The sequence below is a fragment of the Acidovorax sp. BLS4 genome, assembly GCF_032929295.1.
Taxonomy (GTDB): Bacteria; Pseudomonadota; Gammaproteobacteria; order Burkholderiales; family Burkholderiaceae_C; genus Paracidovorax.
In genome coordinates, this window is the sequence record NZ_CP136797.1 from 1,199,927 (window position 1) to 1,222,449 (window position 22,523).

Genomic DNA, 22,523 nt, shown 5'->3' on the forward strand with positions numbered 1-22,523 from the left:
CAAAGGGCCGCAGCGGAGTAGCATGCGCCATGGACATCGCCCCCACCCTCGCGCCTGCGGTCGCGGAAAAGCCCGCAGCCCTGCCTGGATGGGGAGAGTTCTTTCACATGCCGCTGTTTCGGCCCGGCACCGCGGTGCGCATGGGCGACCAGTGGGAAACCGTGAGCCACGTGGCCCTGCGCCGCCAGGAACTGGCCATCTACCTCGTGGGCCACGAGGCGTCCGTCTCCCCCAGCCGGCTCTTCCTGGAACCCAGCGCGTTCACCACCGTGCGCAAGCGCTGAAGTCTCCCGGTATCCCGCTTCATGCAGGAGCCGGGCAGGCCGACTCAGGCCTGGGTCATCCAATCGCTCAGCCGGCCGACTGCTCGGCCATCGCCTCGCCCAGCCGCACGGGCCGGGCAGGGGCCCATTGCTCCGAAAACCGCACCGCACCGCGCTGAAACAGAAGCACCACGGTGGAGCCCAGCAGGAAGCGGCCCATTTCTTCGCCCTGGCGCAGCACGATCTGCCGGTCGGCATAGTCCCAGTGGCGCAGCTCGCCGCTGCGCGGCGGGTTGACCTGACCGTGCCACACCGTGGCCATGCTGCCCACGATGGTCGCGCCCACCAGCACGAGCACCATCTTTCCCAAAGGCGTGTCGAACACGCACACCACGCGCTCGTTGCGCGCGAACAGGCCGGGCACGCCCCGCGCCGTGACCGGGTTCACCGAAAAAAGGTCGCCCGGCACATGCACCATGCGCAGCAAGGTGCCGTCGCAGGGCATGTGGATGCGGTGGTAGTCGCGGGGGCTCAGGTAGATGGTTGCGAAGCTGCCGTTGTCGAACTGCGCGGCCAGCGCCGCATCGCCGCCCACCAGGGCCGTGGTCGAGTAGCGATGACCCTTGGCCTGGAAGATCTGGTCCTGGTCGATGAGACCGAACTGGCTGATCGCCCCATCCACCGGGCAGACCGCGGCCGCCGCGGCGAGCGGACGCACACCGGGACGCAGGGCGCGGGTGAAGAAGTCGTTGAACGTGGCGTATGCGGCCGGGCGGGGCTCGACCGCCTCGCTCATGTCCACCCGGTAACGGGCGATGAAACGCTCGATCGCGGCCGTGGTGCGGGGGCCGCCCTGCGCCCGTGCAAGCCGCCCCGCCAGCGCCGTCAGCGCCTGTTTGGGAAGTAGATATTGAGGCAGTACGGCAAGGCGGTCTGACAAGGTGGACTTCCTGAGCGGTTGGGGTGCGAGGCATTCTACCGAGCGCGCCTGCGGGGCCCGGCCGTGCGCCTTGACGCTGCATGCGCAGGCCATCTGGCGCCAGATGCCGAAACGAAGTCAGTCGGGGCTGCTGTCAAATCGATGCCATAACCACGGGGTGCAACCGGCCCGGTGCATCGGCCGGCGAGCGGCGCAGTGGTGTATCGGCACTATTCCACACGATTCCTTACTACGTTACAATGGTGCGGTTTTGCGCAGCGCCTCGCTGCCGCTGCTGTGTGTGGAAGCCGCCCCGCCGGCCTTTTCCGACCGATGCGCCATGGGGCGCAGTGACCACCCCCGCTTGCTGTGCACCGCGCCTGGATCTCTTGCGAGATGGGCCGACATTCCGGTTGCAGTTTCGCGCAGGCCCCGATACCTCCTATTACTGTTTGAAGATTGACTTGAAATCATGGCCAAAGAAGAACTGATTGAAATGCAGGGCTCCGTGACGGAAGTCCTGCCCGATTCCCGCTTTCGCGTCACGCTGGACAATGGCCATCAACTGATCGCCTACACCGGCGGCAAGATGCGCAAGCACCACATCCGCATTCTTGCCGGTGACAAGGTCTCGCTGGAAATGTCCCCCTACGACCTGTCCAAGGGCCGCATCACCTTCCGCCACCTCCCAGGCCGTGGCCCGGGCCCCTCGTCGCGGTGATTTGGAAAAAAACTGGCAAATTTCCTTGAATCTTCCAAATACGGCTGTGATGCAGGGTTAGAATACTAGTTGTCGGAGCGTAGCGCAGCCTGGTAGCGCATCTGCTTTGGGAGCAGAGGGTCGCGAGTTCGAATCCCGCCGCTCCGACCATTGATTCAAGGGGTTAGGTCATTTGACCTGACCCCTTTTGTCTTTTTGAATTTCCCTCTCCAGTATTTCCTTTGCTGCAGTTTCCCGCGTCCATGGCAGGCGCGAGAAGGTCAGCCCCGGGTGCGGAGCAGTCTCAGGATCCATTCGCGCTGGTGTGCCAACCGCTCCGCTTCTTCCTCTTCCATGAGGAAGGGTAAATCCGGCGCGCTGGCTTCGGGAATCGCATGCTCGAACACCATGCGCAATGCGGCAGGCTCTTGGTGCAATATCACCAGGGCCTGGGCCAGCATATTCAGCGGTTGCACCTGGGTCGTGACGTTGGCGAGTGCGCTTTTGAGCGTTCTGATTTCCTCGCGCAGCAGTTCTATTTCTGCTTGTGGATGATTGTCCATAATGCCTCCTCGGTCCCATGCTAGAAGGGGGCCATAAGGCCAACAAGCTGAAATTGCCTCCAGCACCACGGTAGGCCCACCCTGAGGCTCAGCCATGGCAGCGCCTGGACCGATCGCTCCACCATTTCCCACTCTTCCAAAGCACATGGCAACGTCCCGTCCGTTTTCCCCCTTTGGCTCTTCTACGCGCACCGGCGGCGCGCGCATGGAGGGCGTGGACGCCTTGCGGGGCGTGGCCATGGTGTGGATGACGGTCTTCCATTTCTGTTTCGACCTCAGCCACTTTGGGTACTGGCCGCAGAATTTCCGTGCCGATCCTTTCTGGACGACCCAGCGGACGGCCATCGTGGCGCTCTTTCTCTTTTGCGCGGGGCTAGGGCAGGCACTGGCCTCGCAGCAGGGTCTCGGATGGGCCCGCTTCTTCAAGCGCTGGCTACAGATCGTGGGATGCGCCCTGCTGGTCACCGCAGGGTCATCCCTGATGTTTCCGCAGAGCTTCATCCATTTCGGCGTCTTGCACGGGATGGCCGCCATGCTCCTCGTCGCGCGATGCACGGCGGGGTGGGGCGCCTGGCTCTGGCCTGCCGGCGCGATGGCCGTGGCACTTCCCTCTATCGCAGGGTGGGCGCTGACGGAGGGGCCGCTGGCGGCCGGGGCCCCCACGTTCAACGGCTATGCGCTCAACTGGCTGGGACTGGTGTCGCGCAAGCCTTTCACCGAAGACTACGTGCCGGTGCTGCCCTGGCTGGGCGTGATGTGGTGGGGCCTGGCGAGCGGGCAATGGGTACTGCAACAGCGCCCACAATGGATGATCGCCACTCTGCCCCGGGTGCTGTCGCCGCTGGCGGTGCTGGGGCGCTGGAGCTTGAGCTATTACATGCTGCACCAGCCAGTCATGATCGGCCTGCTCATGGCGGCATCCTGGGTACTGGGCCGTTCCTAGGAAAAGGGGAAAAGGCCCGGCCCCAAAAGTAGAACGCGGCCCGTGAGGCCGCGTCGAGACGAAAGCGTGTCGGCTTGGCAGGTGACTGCCAATCCGCCGGCTAAGAGCGATTATTCGATCTTGGCCTTCGTGCGCAGTTCTTCCTGGAACTTTGCCAGCTTCTGCTGCTGCAGTTGCTGCGCCACCTGGGGCTTCACTTCTTCCAGCTTGGGCAGCTTGGCTTCGCGCACATCGTCCAGGCGGATGATGTGCCAGCCGAACTGGGTCTTGACCGGCGTCTGGGTCATCTGGCCCTTGTTCAGCTTGACCAGCGCTTCGGTGAACTCGGCCACGTAGCTGCTCGGAGCCGACCAGTCCAGGTCGCCGCCACGGGCGCCGGATCCGGGGTCCTTGGACTGCTTCTTGGCGATGTCTTCAAACTTGGCGCCCTTCTTGATGGACGCGATGATGGCCTTGGCCTGGTCTTCCTTTTCCACCAGGATGTGGCTGGCCTTGTATTCCTTGCCGGTGTTGGCGGCAACGAACTTGTCGTATTCGGCCTGGATTTCGGCGTCGGTGACGGGGTTGGCCTTTTGGTAGTCGGCGAACAGTTCGCGGATCAGGATGGTCTGGCGGGCCAGTTCCATCTGGACCTTGTAGTCGGGCGAGGCTTCGAGGCCGCGCTTTTGGGCTTCCTGCAAGAAGATTTCGCGGGCGATCACTTCTTCCTTGATCTGGCCTTCGACCTCGGGGGTCACGGGGCGGCCGGAGCGTTCCACTTGCTGCTTCAGGACCTCGGCACGTTCCTTCGGAACGGCCTTGCCATTCACAACGGCGAGGTTTTGAGCGTAGACGGGAAAGGCCGTCGCGCCCAGCACGGCAGCGGCCACGAGGCCGGACAAGAGCTTTTTCTTCATTGGGGAGTCCACAAAAAGGAAATGAGTTGCAGCCGTTTGGGCCGCAAGTCCGACAAATAGGGCCGGATCAAAGAACTTCAATGGCTATGGCGTGAGCGCCCTGGTCAATAAATTCTTGCAGCGCATCATACACAAGGCGATGTTGTGCCACGCGGGGTTTGCCTGTAAACAAAGGTGACGAAATCCGCACCCGGAAATGGGTGCCGAAACCCGTTCCATTGGCCCCCACATGGCCTGCATGGGCGGCGCTTTCGTCCAGCACCTGCAGCGCGGAAGGGTTCAGCCGCTCCCGCAGGCGGGCCTCCATGGCCTCGGCGGTGATGGCCAGCGCCGTCATGGCTGCACGTCCTTGCGGGCCGCCTCGGGCGTGGTCTTGGGCACGGCCTTGGTGTCGTCTTCCTTCATATAGCGGCTCAGGTACAAAGCCTGGCCGATGACGAACACCGCCATCAGCCCGATGCCGCCGAACAGCTTGAAGTTGACCCAGGTGTCGGTGTCGAAGCGGTAGGCCACCCACAGGTTGACCAGACCCATCACGGCGAAGAAGCCGGTCCAGCTCCAGTTCACGGTGCGCCAGGCGGCGTCGGGCAATTCCATCTGCGCGCTCATCAGGGAGCGGATCAGGTTCTTGCGGAAGAACAGCTGGCCGATCAGCAGCGCCGAGCCCATCAGCCAGTACAGCACGGTGGGCTTCCACTTGATGAAGGTTTCGCTGTGCGAGAGCAGCGTGGCGCCGCCGAATACCACGATCACGCCCAGGCTCACCCACTGCATGGGCTCGACCTTGCCGTTCTTGTACCGCAGGTAGCCGATCTGCAGCACGGTGGCGGCGATGGCCACGGCCGTGGCCGTGTAGATGCCCCACAGCTTGAAGGCCGCGAAGAACAGGATGATGGGAAAGAAGTCGATCAGCAGTTTCATGGGGGAGGGCTGGAGCGTGGGCGGCCGTTGCCGCCGTTCAGGAGGAGCCGGGCTCGAAATCGAGCGATGCGGAGTTCATGCAGTAGCGCAGGCCGGTGGAGGCGGGGCCGTCCTCGAACACGTGGCCGAGGTGGGCCCCGCATTGTGCACAAACCGTCTCCGTCCGGACCATGCCATGGCTGCGGTCCACGATCTCCTTGATCGAGCCCGGCACCGCCTCGGAAAAGCTGGGCCAGCCGCAGCCGGCGTCGAATTTGGTGCCGGAGTCGAACAGCTTGGCGCCGCAGCACACGCAGTGGTAGCTGCCGTCGGCCCAGTGCGCTTCGTACTTGCCGGTGAAGGCGCGCTCGGTGGCGGCGTGGCGGGTGACTTGCCAGGCGACGGGCTCGGCGCCTTTGCTCTGCAGCAGGGCCTGCCATTCGGCATCGGTCTTTTTGATGGGAAAGGTCATGATGAGCAGCTGATTTCGATGGAGGAAGCCCAGTCGGGCGGGAAGTCGGCCCAGGCGTCGTGGCCCGGGTGTTCGTCGAACGGTTCGGCCAGCAGGGCCTGCAGGGTGTGAAGCGGCGCGAAGTCGCCTTGCGTGGCCGCGCGGATGGCCTGCTCGCCCAGGTGGTTGCGCAGCACGAATTTCGGATTGCATTTCAGCATCGAATCGGCCATATGCCGGGGATTTGATTGCCCTGGGTGCTCTGAAAATGATAGCAGCCACGCCTCCCAGCCCGCCCGGTCGATGAACAGGTCGCGCACGGGTTCGAAGTCGCCGCTGGCCACGGCATGCGACAGGCGCCGCCAGAAGATGGGGTAGTCGACCCCGCCTTGGGCGAGCAGGTTGAGCAGGCCGTCCACCAGCGCAGCGTCGCCGTCGTGGACGGCCTGCAGCCCGAGCTTGCCGCGCATGCGCTGCAGGAACGCGGCCGGGAACACGGTCTGGTAGGACGCGAGCGCTGCCTGCGCCAGCGCCACGTCCTCGATCAGCGGCAGCAGCGCCTGGCCCAGCCGGAACAGGTTCCAGTAGGCCACGTTGGGCTGGCGGTTGAAGGCATAGCGGCCCTGCGTGTCGCTGTGATTGCACACATGGCCCGGCACGAATGCGTCGAGAAACTGGAAGGGCCCGTAGTCGATCGTGAGGCCCAGGATGCTCATGTTGTCGGTGTTCATCACCCCGTGGCAAAAGCCCTGCGCCTGCCAGTGGGCGAGCAGTTCCGCCGTGCGCTCGCTCACCGTCTGGAGCAGGGCGGCGTAGGGGTTGCCGCCCGGCGCGTCCGGGCCACGGCACTCCGGGTAGTAGCGGTCGATGACGTAGTCGGCCAGCGTGCGCAGCTGCGGCAGCAGGTCGCGTGCCGCGAAGTGCTCGAAGTGCCCGAAGCGGATGAAGCTCGGCGCGGTGCGGGTCACGACGGCGGCGGTCTCCACCACCTCGCGCTGCACCGGGGCGGGCGAGCCGGTCAGGGCCAGCGCCCGCGTGGTGGGCACGCCCAGCGCATGCATGGCTTCGCTGCACAGGAATTCGCGGATGCTCGAGCGCAGCACGGCACGGCCATCGCCCCCCCGCGAATACGGCGTGCGCCCGGCGCCCTTGAGCTGTACCTCCAGGCCGCCGTCGGTCTCGCCCAGCAGGATGGCGCGGCCATCGCCCAGTTGCCCCGCCCAGACCCCGAACTGGTGGCCGCTGTACACCGTGGCCAATGGCTGCATGCCCGACAGCAGCGCGTTGCCCGAACACACCTGCAGCGCCGCGTCGGAGGCCAGCCAGGCGGCGGGCACGCCCAACTGCTGTGCGGCATCCAGGCTCGTGGCCACCCAGTGCGGGGCGGGGAGGGGGGTGGGCACCAGTTCGGTGAAGAAATCCGGGCCCAGCGCTGCAAAGCCGTTGCGCCATTCGAGGCTGGACGCGGGCGCCGTCGCGGCGGTGGGAAGGGGGGCGTTCATCTGCCGAATTGTCTCCGACCCGCTTTGCCACGCGCGGCGAGGGGGCTTGGGCGCCCGGGGCCGCGGCGGCGGCTGTCAAGCTGGCGACAGATGCGGGCGCGGTGAGTGGCGCCCCCAGGGCGGCAGCACACAGGGCGCACGGTAGGATGCCGCGGAACCATTCACAACGACAACCCAAGGAGCCAACATGCTGGGCCTGATGCAGAGTCAACCCTTGCTGATTTCCACGCTGATCGAATTCGCCGAGCGCCACCACGGCGACGTGCAGATCGTGTCGCGCCGCGTCGAGGGCGACATCCACCGCTACACCTACCGCGACATGGCGGTGCGGGCGCGGCGGCTGGCCAATGTGCTGGACGGCATGGGCCTGGCAGCCGGCGACCGCGTGGCCAGCCTGGCCTGGAACGGCTACCGCCACATGGAGATGTACTACGGCGTGAGCGGCTCGGAGCGGGTGATGCACACCATCAACCCCCGCCTGCACCCCGAGCAGATCGCGTGGATCGTCAACCACGCCGAAGACCGGGTGCTGTGCTTCGACATGACCTTTCTGCCCATCGTGCAGGCCGTGCACGCCAAGTGCCCCACGGTGCGCCAGTGGGTGGCGCTGTGCGATGCCGACCAGCTGCCCGCCGACAGCGGCATCCCCGGCCTGCTGAGCTACGAAGCCTGGATCGGCGAAGCCCCCGACACCTACGTGTGGCCCACGTTCGACGAGAACACCGCCTCCAGCATGTGCTACACGAGCGGCACCACCGGACACCCCAAGGCGGTGCTCTACAGCCACCGCTCGACCCTGCTGCACGCGTATGCCGCCGCGCTGCCGGACGTCATGGGCCTGTCGGCCAGCGATGCGGTGCTGCCCGTAGTGCCGATGTTCCACGTCAATGCCTGGGGGCTGCCGTACTCGGCGCCGCTGGTGGGCGCCAAGGTGGTCTTTCCCGGCCCGGCGCTGGACGGCAAATCGGTCTATGAGCTGATGGAGGCCGAGGGCGTGACTTTCGCTGCTGGCGTGCCCACCGTGTGGCAGATGCTGCTCAACCACGTGAAGGCGGGTGGCCTGCGCTTCGGCCAACTGAAGCGCACCGTGATCGGCGGCTCGGCCTGCCCGCCGGCCATGATCCAGTCGTTCCAGGACGACTACGGCGTGCGCGTGCTGCACGCGTGGGGCATGACCGAGATGAGCCCGCTGGGCACGCTGTGCTCGCTCAAGAACAAGCACCTGGCGCTGCCGCGCGGCGAGCAGATGCAGATCCTCATGAAGCAGGGCCGCGCGATCTATGGCGTGGACATGAAGATCGTGGACGGCGACGGCCACGAACTGCCCTGGGACGGCAAGACCTATGGTGACCTGCTGGTCAAGGGCCCATGGATCGTCGAGAACTACTACCGCGGCGAGGGCGATCCGCTGGTGCCCGATTCGCAGGGCCGCGGCTGGTTCCCCACGGGCGACGTCGCCACCATCGATGCCGACGGCTACATGCAGATCACCGACCGCAGCAAGGACGTGATCAAGTCCGGGGGCGAGTGGATCAGCTCCATCGACATCGAGAACATCGCCATGGCACACCCGGCCGTCGCCATGGCCGCGTGCGTGGGCATGCCGCACCCCAAGTGGGATGAGCGGCCCATCGTGGCGGTGGTCAAGCGCCCGGGCGCGGAGGTGACGCGCGAGGAACTGCTGCAGTTCTACGCGGGCAAGACCGCCAAGTGGCAGATCCCGGACGATGTGCTGTTCGTGGACGCGATCCCGATCGGCGCCACGGGCAAGATGCTCAAGGCCAAGCTGCGCGAGCAGCTCAAGGACTACCGCCTGCCGGGCCTGTGACGCACGCCAGTGCGGCGAGGGGGCGGCCGCGAGAGGCCGCCGCCCAGTCGCATGCGGGATAGCGGATAGGGTGAATCCCTGAGCATCTCCTCTGTGGCGTGCCTTACGCTGCGCCCTGTTCCATTCAAGAACCCAAGAGGAGACAAGCGATGAGATTTGCTATCAAGGCTGTAGCTGCATCCGCAATCCTGGTGAGCGCTGGCGGCGCGTTCGCTCAAAAGGGCGACACGGTGAAGATCGCCTGGCTCGACCCGCTGTCCGGCCTCATGGCGGCGGTGGGGACCAACCAGCTCAAGAGCTTCCAGTTCCTCTCGGAGGAGTTCAACAAGAAGAACGCGGCGGGTGTGAAGTTCGAGATCATCGGCATCGACAACAAGCTCAGCCCGCAGGAAACCACCAGCGCCCTGCGCTCTGCCATGGACCAGGGCGCGCGCTACGTGGTGCAGGGCAACGGCTCCGGCCCGGCGCTGGCCATCATCGACGCGCTGGAAAAGCACAACGCGCGCAATCCCGGCAAGGAGGTCATGTACCTCAACTACGCCGCCGTGGACCCCGACCTCACCAACAGCAAGTGCAGCTACTGGCACTTCCGCCTGGATGCCGACACCTCGATGAAGATGGAGGCCATGACCACCTTCATGAAGGACCTGCCCGAGGTCAAGAAGGTGTACCTCATCAACCAGAACTACTCGCATGGCCAGCAGGTCTCCAAGTTCGCCAAGGAGAACCTGGCGCGCAAGCGGCCCGACGTGCAGATCGTGGGCGACGACCTGCACCCGCTGGCCCAGGTGCGCGATTTCGCCCCCTACATCGCCAAGATCAAGCAGTCCGGCGCCGACAGCGTGATCACCGGCAACTGGGGCTCGGACCTGGCCCTGCTCATCAAGGCCGCCAACGATGCGGGGCTGGCCAACGTCAACTTCTACACCTACTACGGCGGCGTGACGGGCAGCCCCACGGCCATGGGCGCGGCGGCGGCGGGGCGCGTGTACATGGTGTCGTACAACCACCTGAACCTGCCCGGCGACATCGGCCGCGTGGTCACCGAATACAAGAAGAAGTTCAACGACGACATGTACACCGGCGCCGTGTACCACGCCTTCGCCATGCTGGATGCCGCCTTCGTGAAGGCCAAGTCCACCGACCCGGTGAAGGTGGCCCCCGTGCTGGAGGGCATGAAGTTCAACAGCTTCAACGGCGAGGTCGAGATGCGCAAGAGCGACCACCAGCTGCAGCAGGGCCTGTTCGTCTCCAAGTGGGAGAAGGCCGGCGGCAAGTACCCCAATGACGCGGAAAATACCGGCTACACCTTCGTGCCGGTGAAGTACTACGAGCCCTACGTGGCCAGCACGCCCACCTCGTGCCAGATGAAGCGGCCCTCCTGATCCGGGCATCCGATTTCATTGCTGTGAGACCTTGGGCCCGGGGTTCCTCGGGCTCTTTTTTTAACCGTGCGGGCGCTGTTCTTCGATGAATCTTGAGTTTTTCGTGATCTCGCTGCTCAACGGCGTCAGCTACGGGCTGCTGCTGTTCATGCTCAGTTCGGGGCTCACCCTCATCTTCAGCATGATGGGCGTGCTCAACTTCGCCCACACCAGTTTCTACATGTTGGGGGCCTACATCGCCTACACCTTGTCCGGCCTGGTCGGTTTCTGGGTGGCACTGTTCGTGGCGCCGCTGCTGGTGGGCGCGCTCGGTGCGGCGTTCGAGCGCTACGCGCTGCGCCGCGTGCACCAGTACGGCCACGTGCCCGAACTGCTGGTGACCTTCGGCCTGTCGTACCTGGTGCTGGAGGTGGTGCAGCTGGTGTGGGGCCGCTCCACCGTGCCCTACGGCCTGCCCGCGCAGTTGCAGGGGCCGCTTTTCACGCTGTACGGCACGCAGTTCCCGAAGTCGCGGTCGTTCGTGATGCTGGTGGCCCTGCTGATGCTGCTGTCCGTGTGGCTGCTGCTCACCCGCACGCGCATCGGCCTGGTGATCCAGGCCGCGCTCAAGCACCCCGACATGGTCGAGGCGCTGGGCCACAACGTGCCGCGCGTGTTCATGCTGGTGTTCGGCGGCGGCTGCGCGCTCGCCGGGCTGGCGGGCGTGATCGGCGGCAACACCTACGTCACCGAGCCGGCCATGGCGGCCTCGGTGGGCTCGATCATCTTCGTTGTCGTCGTCGTGGGCGGCATGGGGTCGCTGGCCGGGGCCTTCCTTGCCTCGCTGCTGATCGGCGTACTGCAGACCTTCGCGGTGGCGCTGGACTATTCGCTGGCGCATGCGCTGCGCGCGGCCGGCATGGCGGTGACCGAGCAGACCTTCGGCTGGCCGCTGCTCAAGCTCACCGTGTCGCAGGTGGCGCCCATCCTGCCGTACCTGCTGCTGGTGCTGATCCTCATCTTCCGGCCCAAGGGCCTGCTCGGCACGCGGGAGGACTGAACCCATGCGCTCCCACACCTCCTCGCCGCCGGCCTACCGGTTCAAGCCGCTCAACATCGGGCGCATCGTCATCTGGGGCCTGTTCGCGGCCGCGCTCATCGTGGCGCCCATGCTGTTCACCAGCAGCCTGGCGCTCACCATGCTGTCGCAGATCGGCTACCTCATCGTCATCTGCCTCTCGTACAACATGCTGCTGGGGCAGGGCGGCATGCTGAGCTTCGGCCATGCCGTGTACACCGGCCTGGGCTCGTTCATCGCCATCCACGCGATGAACCTGGCCGGCAAGGGCGCGGTGCCCATTCCGCTGGTGTTCATCCCGCTCGTGGGCGGGCTGGCGGGGCTGTTCTTCGCGGTGCTGCTGGGCTTCGTCACCACCAAGAAGTCGGGCACCACCTTCGCCATGATCACCCTGGGCATCGGCGAGCTGGTGGCGTCCATGGCGCTGATGTTCCCCGAGTTCTTCGGCGGGGAGGGCGGCATCACCACCGACCGCGTGTACGGCAAGGGGTTCATGGGCATCACCTTCGGCCCGGCCATCCAGGTGTACTACCTGATCGCGGCCTACTGCTTTGTGTGCACCGCGCTCATGTTCGCCTTCACCGGCACGCCGCTGGGCCGCATCCTGAACGCGGTGCGCGACAACCCCGAGCGCGTGGAGTTCATCGGCTACAACACGCAGCGCGTGCGCTACTTCGCCTTCATCATCGCGGGCTTCTTCGCGGGCGTGGGCGGGGGGCTGGCGGCGATCAACTTCGAGATCGTCACCGGCGCCGACAGCGTGAGCGTGCTGCGCTCGGGCGGCTACTTGCTGTTCACCTTCCTGGGTGGGGCCACCTTCTTCTTCGGGCCCATCATCGGCGCGGTGCTGCTGGTCTTCGCCTCGGTGCTGCTGTCCGAGCTGTCCAAGGCCTGGCTGCTGTACCTGGGCCTCGTGTTCCTGTTCATGGTGATGTATGCGCCCGGCGGCATCGCCAGCCTGATCATGATGAACCTGCGCGTGGCCAAGTACGGCCGGCTGCGCACGCTGTGGGTGTCGTACCTGGCCCTGGGCGGCACGGCCCTGGTGGCGGTGCTGGGCGCGGCCTGCATGGTGGAGATGACCTACCACCTGCAGCTCAATTCGGCGCTCGGGCCGCAGATGAACTTTCTCGGCGCCACGCTGAACGCGCGGGCCCTGTCCAGCTGGTTCGGGGCGGGCTTCGTGCTGCTGGTGGGCCTCGGCCTGTTCGAGACCGTGCGGCGCCAGTTCCTGCTGCAATGGGGCGCCATCCAGGAAGCCATCGAGCAGGACATCAAGCGGGGGGAGGCCGCATGAGCGTGATCCCCGTCAACACCCCCTATGCGCTGGAGTTGCGCGACCTGCACAAGCGCTTCGGCAAGACCGAGATCATCCGCGGCGCCAACCTGTGCGTGGCCCCGGGCGAGCGCGTGGCCATCATCGGCCCCAACGGCGCCGGCAAGTCGACGCTGTTCAACCTCATCAGCGGACGCTTCGGCGCCACCAGCGGCCAGGTGCTGCTGAATGGCCAGCGCATCGACGGCAAGGCGCCGTACGAGATCAACCGCATGGGTTTGTCGCGCAGCTTCCAGATCACCAACATCTTTCCCAAGCTCAGCGTGTTTGAGAACCTGCGCTGCGGCGTGCTGTGGAGCCTGGGCTACCGCTACACCTTCCTGCGCTTTCTCTCGCGGCTGCACGATGCCAACGAGCGCGCCACGCAACTCATGGAGCAGATCCGCCTGGACAAGAAGCGCGACACGCTGGCCATGAACCTCACCTACGCCGAGCAGCGCGCGCTGGAGATCGGCATCACCATCGCCGGGGGCGCCAACGTCATCCTGCTGGACGAGCCCACCGCCGGCATGAGCAAGAGCGAGACGGCGCGTTTCATCCGCCTCATCAAGGAGGTGACGGTGGGCCGCACGCTGCTCACCGTGGAGCACGACATGGGCGTGGTGTTCGGCCTGGCCGACAAGATCGCCGTGGTGGTCTACGGCGAGGTGATCGCCTTCGACACCCCCGAGGCCGTGCGCGCCAACCCGCGCGTGCAGGAGGCCTACCTGGGCTCGGCCGTGGCGGCAGCGCAGCAGGCGGAAGGACACTGAACCATGCTCAAGGTCGACAACCTGCACGCCTACTATGGCAAGAGCCACGTGCTGCATGGCGTCTCGTTCGGCGTGCAGCCGGGCGAGATCGTCGCGCTGCTGGGGCGCAACGGCTCGGGCCGCTCCACCACCGCCAAGGCCATCATGGGCCTGGTGGACTGGGAGGGCACGCTCGAATGGAAGGGCCAGCGCCTCGATGGCAAGAAAGCCTACGAGATCGCGCACCTGGGCCTGGGCTACGTGCCCGAAAGCCGCGACATCTTTCCCAACCTGACCGTGCACCAGAACCTGCTGCTGGGCCAGAAAGGCAAGGGCAAAGGCAGCCGCTGGAGCTTCGACGACATGTACGGCATGTTCCCGCGCCTGAAGGAGCGCCAGCACACCGAAGCCGGCGTCATGTCGGGTGGCGAGCAGCAGATGCTCACCCTGTGCCGCACCCTCATGGGCGACCCCGACCTCATCATCATCGATGAGCCCACCGAAGGCCTCGCGCCCAAGATCGTGGAGCTGGTGGGGCAGTACCTCATGGCGATCAAGGCGCGCGGCATCTCGGTGCTGCTCATCGAGCAAAAGCTCACCATCGCCATGACCATCTCCGACCGCGCGCTGGTGATGGGTCATGGGAGCATCGTCTTCGAGGGTACACCGCAGGGCCTGCGCGAGAACAGTTATGTGCGCAAGGAGTGGCTGGAGGTGTGAGGGGGGCGGGTGGGGTTGCTTTTGACGCAATCTGGGTATCCCCCAATTTCCGGATTTCGACGTGATCGGTCGCGGCAGCCTGCAGGACATCTTCGACGCCCGATTGGACTGAACGGTATCTGCTGGACCCGTTGGCGCTCGAGCCGCAGAACATGATGCGAAAGTACCGGTCGGCATTTGCGCAAGGACGGGGTGTTGCATGGGACAAGAGCGGGACGTTCAATCAGCGCCGCGCCATTCCCTTGACCGACGTGTCGTCTTGGATCAATGCAGTCCTTGCATTCGGCCGCCGCGAGTAGCCGGGTAGCCGCAGTCCAGTTCCGCAGAAAGCAGATGTTGGGGCGATGGTGGCTCGTCACAGCTCTTGCAGCATCAAGGCCGAGAAAGCTCGAAGGCGGTCGACGAAATCACTGGGAACGACCTGCAGCGGTTCGTCTCCGGGTGGCGCGGCGAACGAGTGGAAGAACGCTGCATGCTGCGCCATCTGCGGGTACGTTCTTACAAAAAGGGCAAGGTGGTCTTCGAGCGATTCCGGCCAAGAACTGGATGCGATGGGCCGAAGCATGTTGGTCGCACGAATCAGCTTTCTGGAAGCTTCCCTAGCGAGTCGGGCGATGGCGACGGGGTCTGACTCCGTTCCGATGCGATGCGCGTACCCATTCAGCACGTTGGAGAAATCTCCGTTCACTGCACGGGCGATTTTCCTGGACGGGATGAAGGGGCCGATGTCGCCAGCGAGGTCGTAGCCGTAGATGCATCGGCAATGATGCTTGAGCCAAAAGCCCCATCGGTGCAAGTTTTCTAGGGCCAACACCTCTTCGAGAAATCCCACGTCGAAGTCGACCTTCAAAACCTCGGGATGGCGGGTCTCCAGGGCCCGCCGTGCGGCTTCGATTTCTATGTCGTCTTGCAAGGCGGGTTTGCCAGCGAGCACCAGTACGACGTCCAAGTCAGAGCGCCCGAGTACCGCGTCGCCGCGCGCCACGCTCCCATAGAGGTAGGCGCTGTGGACTCGGTGTCCGAGAGGGCCAAGGAGCATGCTGCGAAGGTCGACGATCACCGCGAGAAAGGCGGCCTGGAGGGGGCCGTGCGCAACCGTGCGGATGTAGCCGTTCGCGTCGACGCCTATGGTTTCGGCCAACTTTGTCTCTTGAGGTGGATGGATGGCATGCTTTGAACGTCGACCGAAGGCAGTTATTGCCGCGAGCGTTCCATGGCGGTCGATGAGCTTCTAAAGCCCAGCTTCGCGAAGAATTCTGCAGCGCCTGTCCTTCCGGCCCGGAGCATCCAGGTGATGTTGGGGTCAGGCCCGGTAAGGCGTTCAACAAGTGCCTGACCAATGCCCCGTCGCCGATGGTGCTCGGCGACGACGACCATGGACAGATATCCGTTCGAAATCCCGTCGGTAATCGCGCGCGCGAAGCCAACGATTTCGTCGTCTACCACCGCAACGGCCGCGCGCTGAGACGCCGAAATCAGTCGGCTGAGGTCATTCACGTCACCGATTCGATGGGCCCACCCGCTGGTCGCAAGCAGACGATGGACCGCTTCGAAATCTGAAGCGGCGATGCCGCGAACCTGCATGTCTGTTTCTCCTGGGATTCGAGCCATTGCGTTCGTGATGTGAAGGTCTAGTTCTGGCCGACTGTAGCCGCTCGTGCGTGGAGCCTTCTCGGCTCGAAGCGGTCATGGCCGCTGTTTCTTCAGTCGGATGTCTCCACCACCAATCTCGACCTCGCTACCCCATCCGAGGTGACGATAGAGCCGCGCAGCGCGGCTCCCATTGGCGGTTTCGAGCCACGCGGCAGGGTGCCGCTCGAACAACGCGCGTTCACAAATCCGGGTCAGGCGCGAGCCTATCCCGCAACCCTCATGTTTGGGTAACACGAACAGGGCAAACAGGCACGCGTCGTCCAAGTCGACCATCGCGAAGCCAACGACTTCCTCATCGATGGTCGCGACCCACGCGCAAGGTGCGCTAGTAACGGCAAGGGCGATGGTTTCCGGCGTGACGCCTATCGCAGAAAGCTCGTCGGCAGTCATCGTGTTTTCTCCGACCGATGCCCTGACTTTGAACATTGCGCTCACGTCCGTGGCAGAGGCAGGCCGAATTTCTGGGGAAAAGTTTTTCATGAAGGAGTGAGTGGTCAGCCGCTTCAAGGTGAGTCGTCATTCCGCGACAGCAGTGATCATGCTTACCAAACAGCCTTTTGATGTGCGCCTCTGGCCGAATTCTGCCCTGCGAGGCGGGACACCCGAGGCCCGCAGCGGCCGCTCCGCTTGCACGTGCAGACGTCGGCTTTACAGCACACGCCACCGGCCAACCCGCGAGCCGAATGTTGCCGCTCAATGCACCGGCCGCCCCAGCCATTGGCTCGCCCTGGAGATCGCGTAATTCACCAGGCAGTACAGCGCCGCAACCACCAGGTACACCGGCACCAGCGAGTGGTAGTTGGCGATGAGCACCTTGGCGTTCTGCATGAGTTCGCCATAGGTGACGACGTAGCCGAAGGTGGTGTCCTTGACCACGATGACCAGTTGCGCGACCAGCGCCGGGACGATGTAGCGCAGCGCCTGGGGAAAGACGACGACGAAAAAGACCTGGACCTCGGTCAGCCCCAGGCTTCGCGCGGCGTCGGTCTGGCCGCGGGGAACGGCGAGCACGCCCGCGCGGTACACCTCGGCCACGACGGCGGCGGTGCTCAGGCCGACGGGCAGGGTCAGCATCCAGTAGGTGCTGAGTTTGATCCCGGCCGAGGGCAGTACCAGAAAGCACACGTAGATGAGCAGCAGCGTCGGCGTGCCGCGCAGGAACTCGATGGCCGCGGTGCTGGGCCAGCGCACGAGCCGCGACCGCGCCCGGCGGCCCACCATCAGTACGAGGCCGAGGGTCAGCGCGATGACGGCGGCCATCGCCGCCGAGGCCAGCGTGCCGAGCAGGCCCTTGGCCAGGAAGGCCCAGGTCGAGGGCCACGCGAAGAATTTCCAGAACCGGGCGTCGAGCTGCCCCGCCGAGTGGAACCGGAACGCGACCGCCGCCGCCAGCAGGAGCAGCAGGGCCGCCGCGGCCCCGCTTGCGACACGCGCGATGGTTTGGGCCCGGGGGCTGGGCGCCCCGAACAGGATGTCTTCGAGGGGGCGGCTCATCGCAGGATTCGCACCTTCTTTTCCAGGGCGGTGCCGGCCCAGGCGATCAGCAGCCCGGACGCCACGTACATCGCGGCGGCCACTGCGAACGCGGCCATGCCGGCCGCGGAGTCGTTGGCGATCTTGGACACGAGCGTGGTGAGTTCCCGGCCCGGAAACGGCACCTGCGATGCCAACGAGGTGGACAGCATCAACGCAATGAGCAGCGAGGTCATCGGTTGCACCACCGCGCGCAACGCCTGCGGCAGCAGCACCGCCGAGACGATGCGCATCGGGCGCATGCCCAGGCTGAGGGCGGCCTCGATCTGGCCGCCGGCCACGGTGTTGATGCCCGAGCGCAGGTAGTCCGCGGTGAACGCGGAGCAGACCAGTATCAATGTCAGGATGACGGCGGGCTCATAGTCGAACAGCACGTTCAGGTCGGGCAGCGCGAACACGATGAAGATCAGCAGCGCGACGCTGGGAATGTTGCGGAAGATCTCGACGTAGACGGTCAGGACGAAGCGCAGCGGCGGCAGCGGCAAGAGCCGAAGCACCGTCACGGCCATGCCCAGCACGAAGCCGGGCACGAACGACAGGACCGTGAGCTTCCACGTCAGCAAAAGGGCCTGCCCGAAGGCAGGCCCGTGGTCGGCCAGTAGCCGGGAAACCTCGCCCATCGGGGATCAGGGCAGGGCGGGGGGCGTCGGCACGGCGGTGCTGCCGGTGCGCTGTCCGATGGAAATGGTCCAGAGCTTGGCCCAGGTGCCGTCGGCTTCGATCTTCTTGAGGAAGGCATTAACGAAGGCCACGCCGTCCGAGCCCTTGGGCAGTCCGATGCCGTAGGGGTCTTGCGCACCGAAGGGGGCGCCGGCCAGTTTGGCGTCGCCGGTTCCCAGGCTCAGGGCGTTGAGCAGCAGCGTGTGGTCGGTCACGTAGGCATCCACACGTCCCTGGCGCAGGGCGTCCAGGGCCTCCTGGTGGGTCTGGAACTCTTGCACGGCCGCCTTGGGCGCGTACTGCGCCAGGATCGCGGGGCCCGTGGAGCCCGCCTGCGTGGCGACCTTCTTGCCGGCCAGGTCGTCGTGTGACTGGATGGTCTTGTTGTTCGCCTTGACCAGCACGCCGGCCTGCGAGGTGTAGTAGGGCCCGGCGAACGAGATCTTCTCGGCGCGGGCGGGCGTGATGGAATAGGTGGCGAACACCATGTCCACCTGACCGTTGATGAGCACCTGCTCGCGCGTGGCCGAGGTCACCTGCGTGAATTGGACCTTGGCCCCATCGCCCAGGATGTAGCGCGTGATGAGCTGGGCCAGGCCGGCGTCGAAGCCGCGCATCTTGCCGTCCTTCTCGTTGAGCAGCGAGAACAGGTTCGAGGTCTGCGTGCCGCCCAGGCGCAGGGTGCCGGCCTGCTTGATCTTGCTGGCCCAGGTGCTGGATGCGATGGTGGCCGCGTCAGCGACGGGGCCCTGCGCGACCAGCGCGTCGAACGCCGCGGTGTTGATGGGCGTGCCCTGTGCGAAAAGCGACCCGCTGGAGGCGATCGCCAGGGCCGCCACGGTGGATTTCAGAAGGGTTTTGATCGACATGCGTTCCTCTTGAATGGTGTGTTGTGTGAATCCGTGTATAGCACCGATCGCCGGACTGCGGCGCCACGGGCGCGTGCCAGCGGCGAGCATAGCCCGACTCGCCCTCGACATGCTCCGTCGGCATGTGTGCTATTTAATTGATAGCAATATGCCATAGTCACTATTGTGCTGGAGGCCAATTGGGGTGCAAGTCCTGATCGGGCTGGGGCTGGCTTGTGGCCGAATGGGCGAACGCTGCGTCCACTTCCAACCGCTGCGGCGGCTCGAATGCCGTCACCTCCGGCAACGGCCCCCGCCACAGCGTCACCTCCACCCGCGCGCTCTGCGCTGCGCAGCCCTGCGACAGGCTGGAACTGCCGACATCCGGCGTGACCAGGTTGGGGTTGCCATGCTTGTCCAGGCTGCCGGCCACCTGCGGGTCCAGCGGGTCGTACCAGGCGCCCGTGGCGATCTGCGCCACGCCGGGACGCAGGCCGTCGCTCAGAACCGCCCCGGCCAGGAAGGCGCCGTGGGCGTTGAACACGCGCACCACGTCGCCCCCGGCGATGCCGCGGCGCAGTGCGTCGGCGCGGTTCAACGTGATCGGCTCGCGGCCCTGCACCTTGGTGGCGCGGCTCACGCGGCCGTGGTCGTATTGGCTGTGCAGCCGCGCCGCGGGCTGGTGCGACAGCAGGTGGATGGGCCAGGCGGATGCCTCGGGCGCGAACCACGTGGCCTGGCCCGGGCAGTCGTCGTAGCCGAAACGGTCGATGGTCTGCGAGAACAGCTCGATGCGCCCCGAGGGCGTGGGCAGCGGGTGCGCGGCCGGGTCTTGTCGAAAGCGTTCCAGCAGCACCACGGGTGCGGAGGGCCGGGGCAGTTCGAGATGGCCGGCGCTCCAGAACGCGTCGAACGGGGGCAGGGCGATGCCCGCCGCTTCGGCGCGCGGGCGGGCGGCTTCATACAGGTGGCGCAGCCATTGCGCGGTGTCGCGCCCTTCGGTGTAGGCGGCCTCGAAGCCCAGCCGCCCGGCCAGCGCGCGGAAGATGGCGTAGTCGTCCCGGGCCTCGCCCACGGGCGCGATGGCCGCGCGCATGGCGATCATGCGCGGCTCGCTGGCGGCGCTGCCGATGTCGTCGCGCTCCAGCGAGGTGGTGGCGGGCAGCACGATGTCGGAGTATTGGGCCTGCGCCGTCCATACCTGTTCGTGCGTCACGATGGTTTCGGGCCGTTGCCAGGCCTCGATGGTGCGGTTCAGGTCCTGGTGGTGGTGGAACACGTTGCCGCCGGCCCAGTACAGCAGGCGGGCATGGGGGTAGCGATGGCGTTCGCCGTTGTAGTCGAACGGCTCGCCGGGCTGCAGCAGCATGTCGGCGATGCGCGCCACGGGAATGAAGGCGCCAACGGGGTTGTGCCCCTGCGGCAGGCGCGCGCCCGAGAAGCTGCCGTGCCCGCTGCCGATGTAGTTCATGCAGCCGTACCCCAGGCCGAAGCCGCCGCCGGGCAGCCCGATCTGGCCCAGCAGCGCGACCAGGGTGACGGCCATCCAGAACGGTTGCTCGCCGTGCCGCGCGCGCTGCAGCGAGTAGGTGCAGTTGACGAGGGTGCGCTGGCGGGCCATGCGCCGCGCCAGCGCCACGATGCGCTCGGCGGGAATGCCGGTGTGCGCGGCGGCCCACTCGGGCGTCTTGGCGGTGCCGTCGGCACCGTGGCCCAGCAGGGCGTCGCGCACCCGGTCGAAGCCCACGGTGTAGCGGGCGCAGAAGGCGGCGTCGTGCAGGCCTTCGGTGACCAGCACGTGGGCCAGGCCCATCATCAGCGCGGTATCGGTGCCGGGGCGGATCGGCAGCCACTCGGCCCCGGGCACGGCCGCCAGGTCGTCGCGCGCCGGGCTGATGTTGACGAAGGCCGTGCGCCCGCCCGCGGCCATGCGGGCCAGGGCCGGCGCCGCGCCGTGGTCACACGCGCCGCCCGGGCTCACCTGCGTGTTGCGCACGGGCAGGCCGCCGAAGGCCACGAACAGCTCGCAGTGCTGCGCCAGCACGTGCCACGCGGTGTGGTGCTGCAGCAGCGCGTCCATGCCATCGACGATGTGCGGCAACAGCACGCGGCCGGCGCCCAGGCTGTAGCTGTCCTTGCTGGCGATGTAGCCGCCGAAGCCGTTCAGGAAGCGGTGCAACTGGCTCTGCGCGTGGTGAAAGCGCCCCGCGCTCGACCAGCCGTAGCTGCCGCCGAAGAGGGCCTCGTTGCCGTGGGCCGCGCGCACACGGCGCAGTTCGCCGGCCACCAGATCCAGCGCCACGTCCCACGGCAGTTCGACGAAGGGCTCGCGCCCGCGCAGGTGGCCGCTCGTGTGGCGCGTGGCCGGGTCCAGGAAGCTGCGGCGCACGGCGGGCCGGCGCACGCGGGTGGGCGAGTCGATGGCGCCGGGCAGGGACTGGCCGATGGGGGAGGGCGCGGCGTCCCACGGCGCAGGTGCCATGCCGGTGAGCCGGCCGCCTTCGACGATGGGCCGGTACACGCCCCAGTGCGTGGCGGTGAAGGCGGCGTGGGCCGTCGGCGCCGGATTCGCAGAGTGGGGCGGATGGGTTCGCGGGGCGGTGCTCACAGCCGGGCCAGGTAGTCCTTGACCTGGACCTTCTGCGGCAGGATCTTGCGCTGCGACAGCCAGTCGGCGGCGTTCTGGAATTTCTGGATGAAGGCTGCGTCGTTCACGCCGTGCACCTCCCAGCGGCGCTTGAGTTGGAGCAGCGAGGCGCGCACGGCGTCGCTGTAGTTGGCGTCCTGCTGGTAGAGCGCCTCGGCCTCGGCCGCGTTCTGCGTGGCCCATTGGGCTTCGGCGGCGTAGGCCGCGTTGACGGCGTGCACGATGGCGGTGTTCTCTTCGGCGAATTTCCGGTGGGTGACGTAGGAGTTGAAGTCGATCAGGAAGTCGAGGTCGCGCCCCTCGAAGAACACGTCATGCGCCTTGTACTCGGTGCGGGCGATGTCCACGCCCGGGCTCCACATCGACCAGGCGTCGATCTTGCCCTGCGCGAAGGCGGGGCCGGCGTCTGGCGGGTTCAGGTACACGAACTTGACCTGGCTGCGGTCGATGCCGTGCTTTTCCAGGGCGGCCACGAGCAGGAATTCGCCCAGGCCCGAGCGGTTGACCGCCACCGACTTGCCCACCAGGTCCTGCACCTTGTCGATGCCCGAGCCGTCCTTGGCGATGATGGCCGTGCTGCGCGGCTCCACGATGGCGAACTGCGTGAACACCAGCGGCGAGCCCGCGATCATGGCCGCCAGAGCGGGCGTGGTGCTGCCGCCGAAACCGAAGTCGCTGCTGCCGCCTGTCACCGCCTGCAGCGACGGCGCGTGGTTGGGAAACGGCCCCACCCACTGCACCTTGATGCCGTCCTGGGCCAAGCGCTTTTCGAACGCGCCCCGCGTCTTGGCCAGGCCGGGCAGGCCGCCGCGGCCCCAGGCCAGGCGCACGGTGTCGGTGTTGCGCGCGGCCGGGTTGGCGGCGAAGGCCGGTGCCTGCAGCGCGGCCAGGCCGCCGGCCAGCAGGCCGGCCTGCAGGAAGCTGCGGCGGGAGGACGATGGGGCGTGGGGGGCGGCGAAAGCGTCGGTCGAAACGGCGGAGGTCATGG

Annotated in this window: 24 protein-coding genes, 1 tRNA gene and 1 pseudogene; 11 read left to right on the top strand and 15 right to left on the bottom strand. The window is 66.2% G+C overall.

All coding sequences use genetic code 11. The annotated features are described in order from the left end of the window. Positions 1–29: 29 nt before the first annotated feature. A complete protein-coding gene (locus R1Z03_RS05555; RefSeq protein ID WP_317357566.1) occupies positions 30–284 on the top strand; it encodes a hypothetical protein in 255 nt (84 codons plus the stop codon). A 67-nt stretch (positions 285–351) separates the two neighbouring features. Here R1Z03_RS05555 and asd read toward each other — a convergent pair whose 3' ends face one another. Beyond that, on the bottom strand, positions 352–1,203 hold the full coding sequence (gene asd, locus R1Z03_RS05560; protein ID WP_317357567.1) for an archaetidylserine decarboxylase: 852 nt from the start codon (positions 1,201–1,203) through the stop codon (positions 352–354). A 451-nt stretch (positions 1,204–1,654) separates the two neighbouring features. Between asd and infA the strand changes: the two genes are divergently transcribed. Both infA and R1Z03_RS05570 read left to right on the top strand, forming a co-directional pair. After that, entirely contained in the window at positions 1,655–1,903 is a 249-nt protein-coding gene (gene infA, locus R1Z03_RS05565) for a translation initiation factor IF-1 (protein WP_092739728.1), read from the top strand. 73 nt (positions 1,904–1,976) lie between these two features. Next, a tRNA-Pro gene (locus R1Z03_RS05570) sits at positions 1,977–2,053 on the top strand. Between the two features lie 110 nt (positions 2,054–2,163). Here the strand turns inward: R1Z03_RS05570 and R1Z03_RS05575 are convergent. After that, the gene (locus R1Z03_RS05575) at positions 2,164–2,445 is read right to left on the bottom strand and encodes a hypothetical protein (protein WP_317357569.1); all 282 of its coding nucleotides are present in this window, start codon (positions 2,443–2,445) and stop codon (positions 2,164–2,166) included. 145 nt (positions 2,446–2,590) lie between these two features. On the opposite strand from R1Z03_RS05575, the gene R1Z03_RS05580 reads away from it, so the two are divergent. Further along, positions 2,591–3,388, top strand: a complete 798-nt coding sequence (locus R1Z03_RS05580; protein WP_317357571.1) for a heparan-alpha-glucosaminide N-acetyltransferase — start codon at positions 2,591–2,593, stop codon at positions 3,386–3,388. 110 nt (positions 3,389–3,498) lie between these two features. Here R1Z03_RS05580 and R1Z03_RS05585 read toward each other — a convergent pair whose 3' ends face one another. The 5 genes from R1Z03_RS05585 to R1Z03_RS05605 form a co-directional block, all read right to left on the bottom strand. Beyond that, the gene (locus R1Z03_RS05585) at positions 3,499–4,284 is read right to left on the bottom strand and encodes a peptidylprolyl isomerase (RefSeq protein ID WP_284428702.1); all 786 of its coding nucleotides are present in this window, start codon (positions 4,282–4,284) and stop codon (positions 3,499–3,501) included. 67 nt (positions 4,285–4,351) lie between these two features. Then, positions 4,352–4,621 carry a BolA family transcriptional regulator gene (locus tag R1Z03_RS05590; RefSeq protein WP_284428701.1) on the bottom strand — a complete coding sequence of 90 codons (270 nt, stop codon included), beginning with the start codon at positions 4,619–4,621 and terminating at the stop codon, positions 4,352–4,354. After that, entirely contained in the window at positions 4,618–5,205 is a 588-nt protein-coding gene (locus tag R1Z03_RS05595) for a septation protein A (RefSeq protein WP_317357575.1), read from the bottom strand. Before R1Z03_RS05595 ends, R1Z03_RS05590 begins: the two co-directional genes overlap by 4 nt. Positions 5,206–5,242: 37 nt before the next feature. Beyond that, positions 5,243–5,656, bottom strand: coding sequence for a peptide-methionine (R)-S-oxide reductase MsrB (gene msrB, locus R1Z03_RS05600; RefSeq protein WP_317357578.1), 414 nt, complete (start codon positions 5,654–5,656; stop codon positions 5,243–5,245). Beyond that, positions 5,653–7,137, bottom strand: coding sequence for a protein adenylyltransferase SelO family protein (locus tag R1Z03_RS05605; RefSeq protein ID WP_317357581.1), 1,485 nt, complete (start codon positions 7,135–7,137; stop codon positions 5,653–5,655). Before R1Z03_RS05605 ends, msrB begins: the two co-directional genes overlap by 4 nt. A gap of 187 nt (positions 7,138–7,324) precedes the next feature. On the opposite strand from R1Z03_RS05605, the gene R1Z03_RS05610 reads away from it, so the two are divergent. From R1Z03_RS05610 to R1Z03_RS05640, 7 genes and pseudogenes are all read left to right on the top strand, one after another. After that, complete coding sequence (locus tag R1Z03_RS05610) at positions 7,325–8,965, top strand: 3-(methylthio)propionyl-CoA ligase (RefSeq protein ID WP_317357583.1); 1,641 nt, start codon at positions 7,325–7,327, stop codon at positions 8,963–8,965. Positions 8,966–9,114: 149 nt separating this feature from the next. Then, positions 9,115–10,350, top strand: a complete 1,236-nt coding sequence (locus R1Z03_RS05615) for a branched-chain amino acid ABC transporter substrate-binding protein (protein WP_284401886.1) — start codon at positions 9,115–9,117, stop codon at positions 10,348–10,350. A gap of 85 nt (positions 10,351–10,435) precedes the next feature. Next, the gene (locus R1Z03_RS05620) at positions 10,436–11,389 is read left to right on the top strand and encodes a branched-chain amino acid ABC transporter permease (RefSeq protein ID WP_284409351.1); all 954 of its coding nucleotides are present in this window, start codon (positions 10,436–10,438) and stop codon (positions 11,387–11,389) included. A 4-nt stretch (positions 11,390–11,393) separates the two neighbouring features. Continuing rightward, on the top strand, positions 11,394–12,704 hold the full coding sequence (locus R1Z03_RS05625; RefSeq protein ID WP_284409352.1) for a branched-chain amino acid ABC transporter permease: 1,311 nt from the start codon (positions 11,394–11,396) through the stop codon (positions 12,702–12,704). After that, positions 12,701–13,495 carry an ABC transporter ATP-binding protein gene (locus R1Z03_RS05630; protein ID WP_317357587.1) on the top strand — a complete coding sequence of 265 codons (795 nt, stop codon included), beginning with the start codon at positions 12,701–12,703 and terminating at the stop codon, positions 13,493–13,495. The genes R1Z03_RS05625 and R1Z03_RS05630 overlap by 4 nt, the downstream gene beginning before the upstream one ends. Before the next feature lie 3 nt (positions 13,496–13,498). Beyond that, entirely contained in the window at positions 13,499–14,194 is a 696-nt protein-coding gene (locus R1Z03_RS05635) for an ABC transporter ATP-binding protein (RefSeq protein ID WP_272563916.1), read from the top strand. Between the two features lie 104 nt (positions 14,195–14,298). After that, positions 14,299–14,493: pseudogene (locus tag R1Z03_RS05640) on the top strand (aromatic alcohol reductase); the annotation flags it as partial. A 56-nt stretch (positions 14,494–14,549) separates the two neighbouring features. Here R1Z03_RS05640 and R1Z03_RS05645 read toward each other — a convergent pair. The 8 genes from R1Z03_RS05645 to R1Z03_RS05680 form a co-directional block, all read right to left on the bottom strand. Then, the gene (locus R1Z03_RS05645) at positions 14,550–15,335 is read right to left on the bottom strand and encodes a nucleotidyltransferase domain-containing protein (RefSeq protein WP_317357591.1); all 786 of its coding nucleotides are present in this window, start codon (positions 15,333–15,335) and stop codon (positions 14,550–14,552) included. Positions 15,336–15,388: 53 nt separating this feature from the next. Next, on the bottom strand, positions 15,389–15,778 hold the full coding sequence (locus R1Z03_RS05650; RefSeq protein ID WP_317357593.1) for a GNAT family N-acetyltransferase: 390 nt from the start codon (positions 15,776–15,778) through the stop codon (positions 15,389–15,391). Between the two features lie 102 nt (positions 15,779–15,880). Then, positions 15,881–16,354 (bottom strand): GNAT family N-acetyltransferase, encoded by a 474-nt coding sequence (locus R1Z03_RS05655; RefSeq protein WP_317357596.1) that lies wholly within the window; start codon positions 16,352–16,354, stop codon positions 15,881–15,883. 186 nt (positions 16,355–16,540) lie between these two features. Continuing rightward, a complete protein-coding gene (locus R1Z03_RS05660) occupies positions 16,541–17,341 on the bottom strand; it encodes an amino acid ABC transporter permease (RefSeq protein WP_317357598.1) in 801 nt (266 codons plus the stop codon). Next, complete coding sequence (locus R1Z03_RS05665) at positions 17,338–18,000, bottom strand: ABC transporter permease subunit (protein ID WP_317357600.1); 663 nt, start codon at positions 17,998–18,000, stop codon at positions 17,338–17,340. The genes R1Z03_RS05660 and R1Z03_RS05665 overlap by 4 nt, the downstream gene beginning before the upstream one ends. A gap of 6 nt (positions 18,001–18,006) precedes the next feature. Further along, positions 18,007–18,909 carry a glutamate ABC transporter substrate-binding protein gene (locus R1Z03_RS05670; RefSeq protein ID WP_317357603.1) on the bottom strand — a complete coding sequence of 301 codons (903 nt, stop codon included), beginning with the start codon at positions 18,907–18,909 and terminating at the stop codon, positions 18,007–18,009. A gap of 160 nt (positions 18,910–19,069) precedes the next feature. After that, positions 19,070–21,496: a molybdopterin-dependent oxidoreductase gene (locus R1Z03_RS05675; RefSeq protein ID WP_317357606.1), complete on the bottom strand. Its 2,427-nt coding sequence runs from the start codon at positions 21,494–21,496 to the stop codon at positions 19,070–19,072. After that, on the bottom strand, positions 21,493–22,521 hold the full coding sequence (locus R1Z03_RS05680; protein WP_284428687.1) for an NrtA/SsuA/CpmA family ABC transporter substrate-binding protein: 1,029 nt from the start codon (positions 22,519–22,521) through the stop codon (positions 21,493–21,495). Before R1Z03_RS05680 ends, R1Z03_RS05675 begins: the two co-directional genes overlap by 4 nt. Between the last annotated feature and the right edge of the window lie 2 nt (positions 22,522–22,523).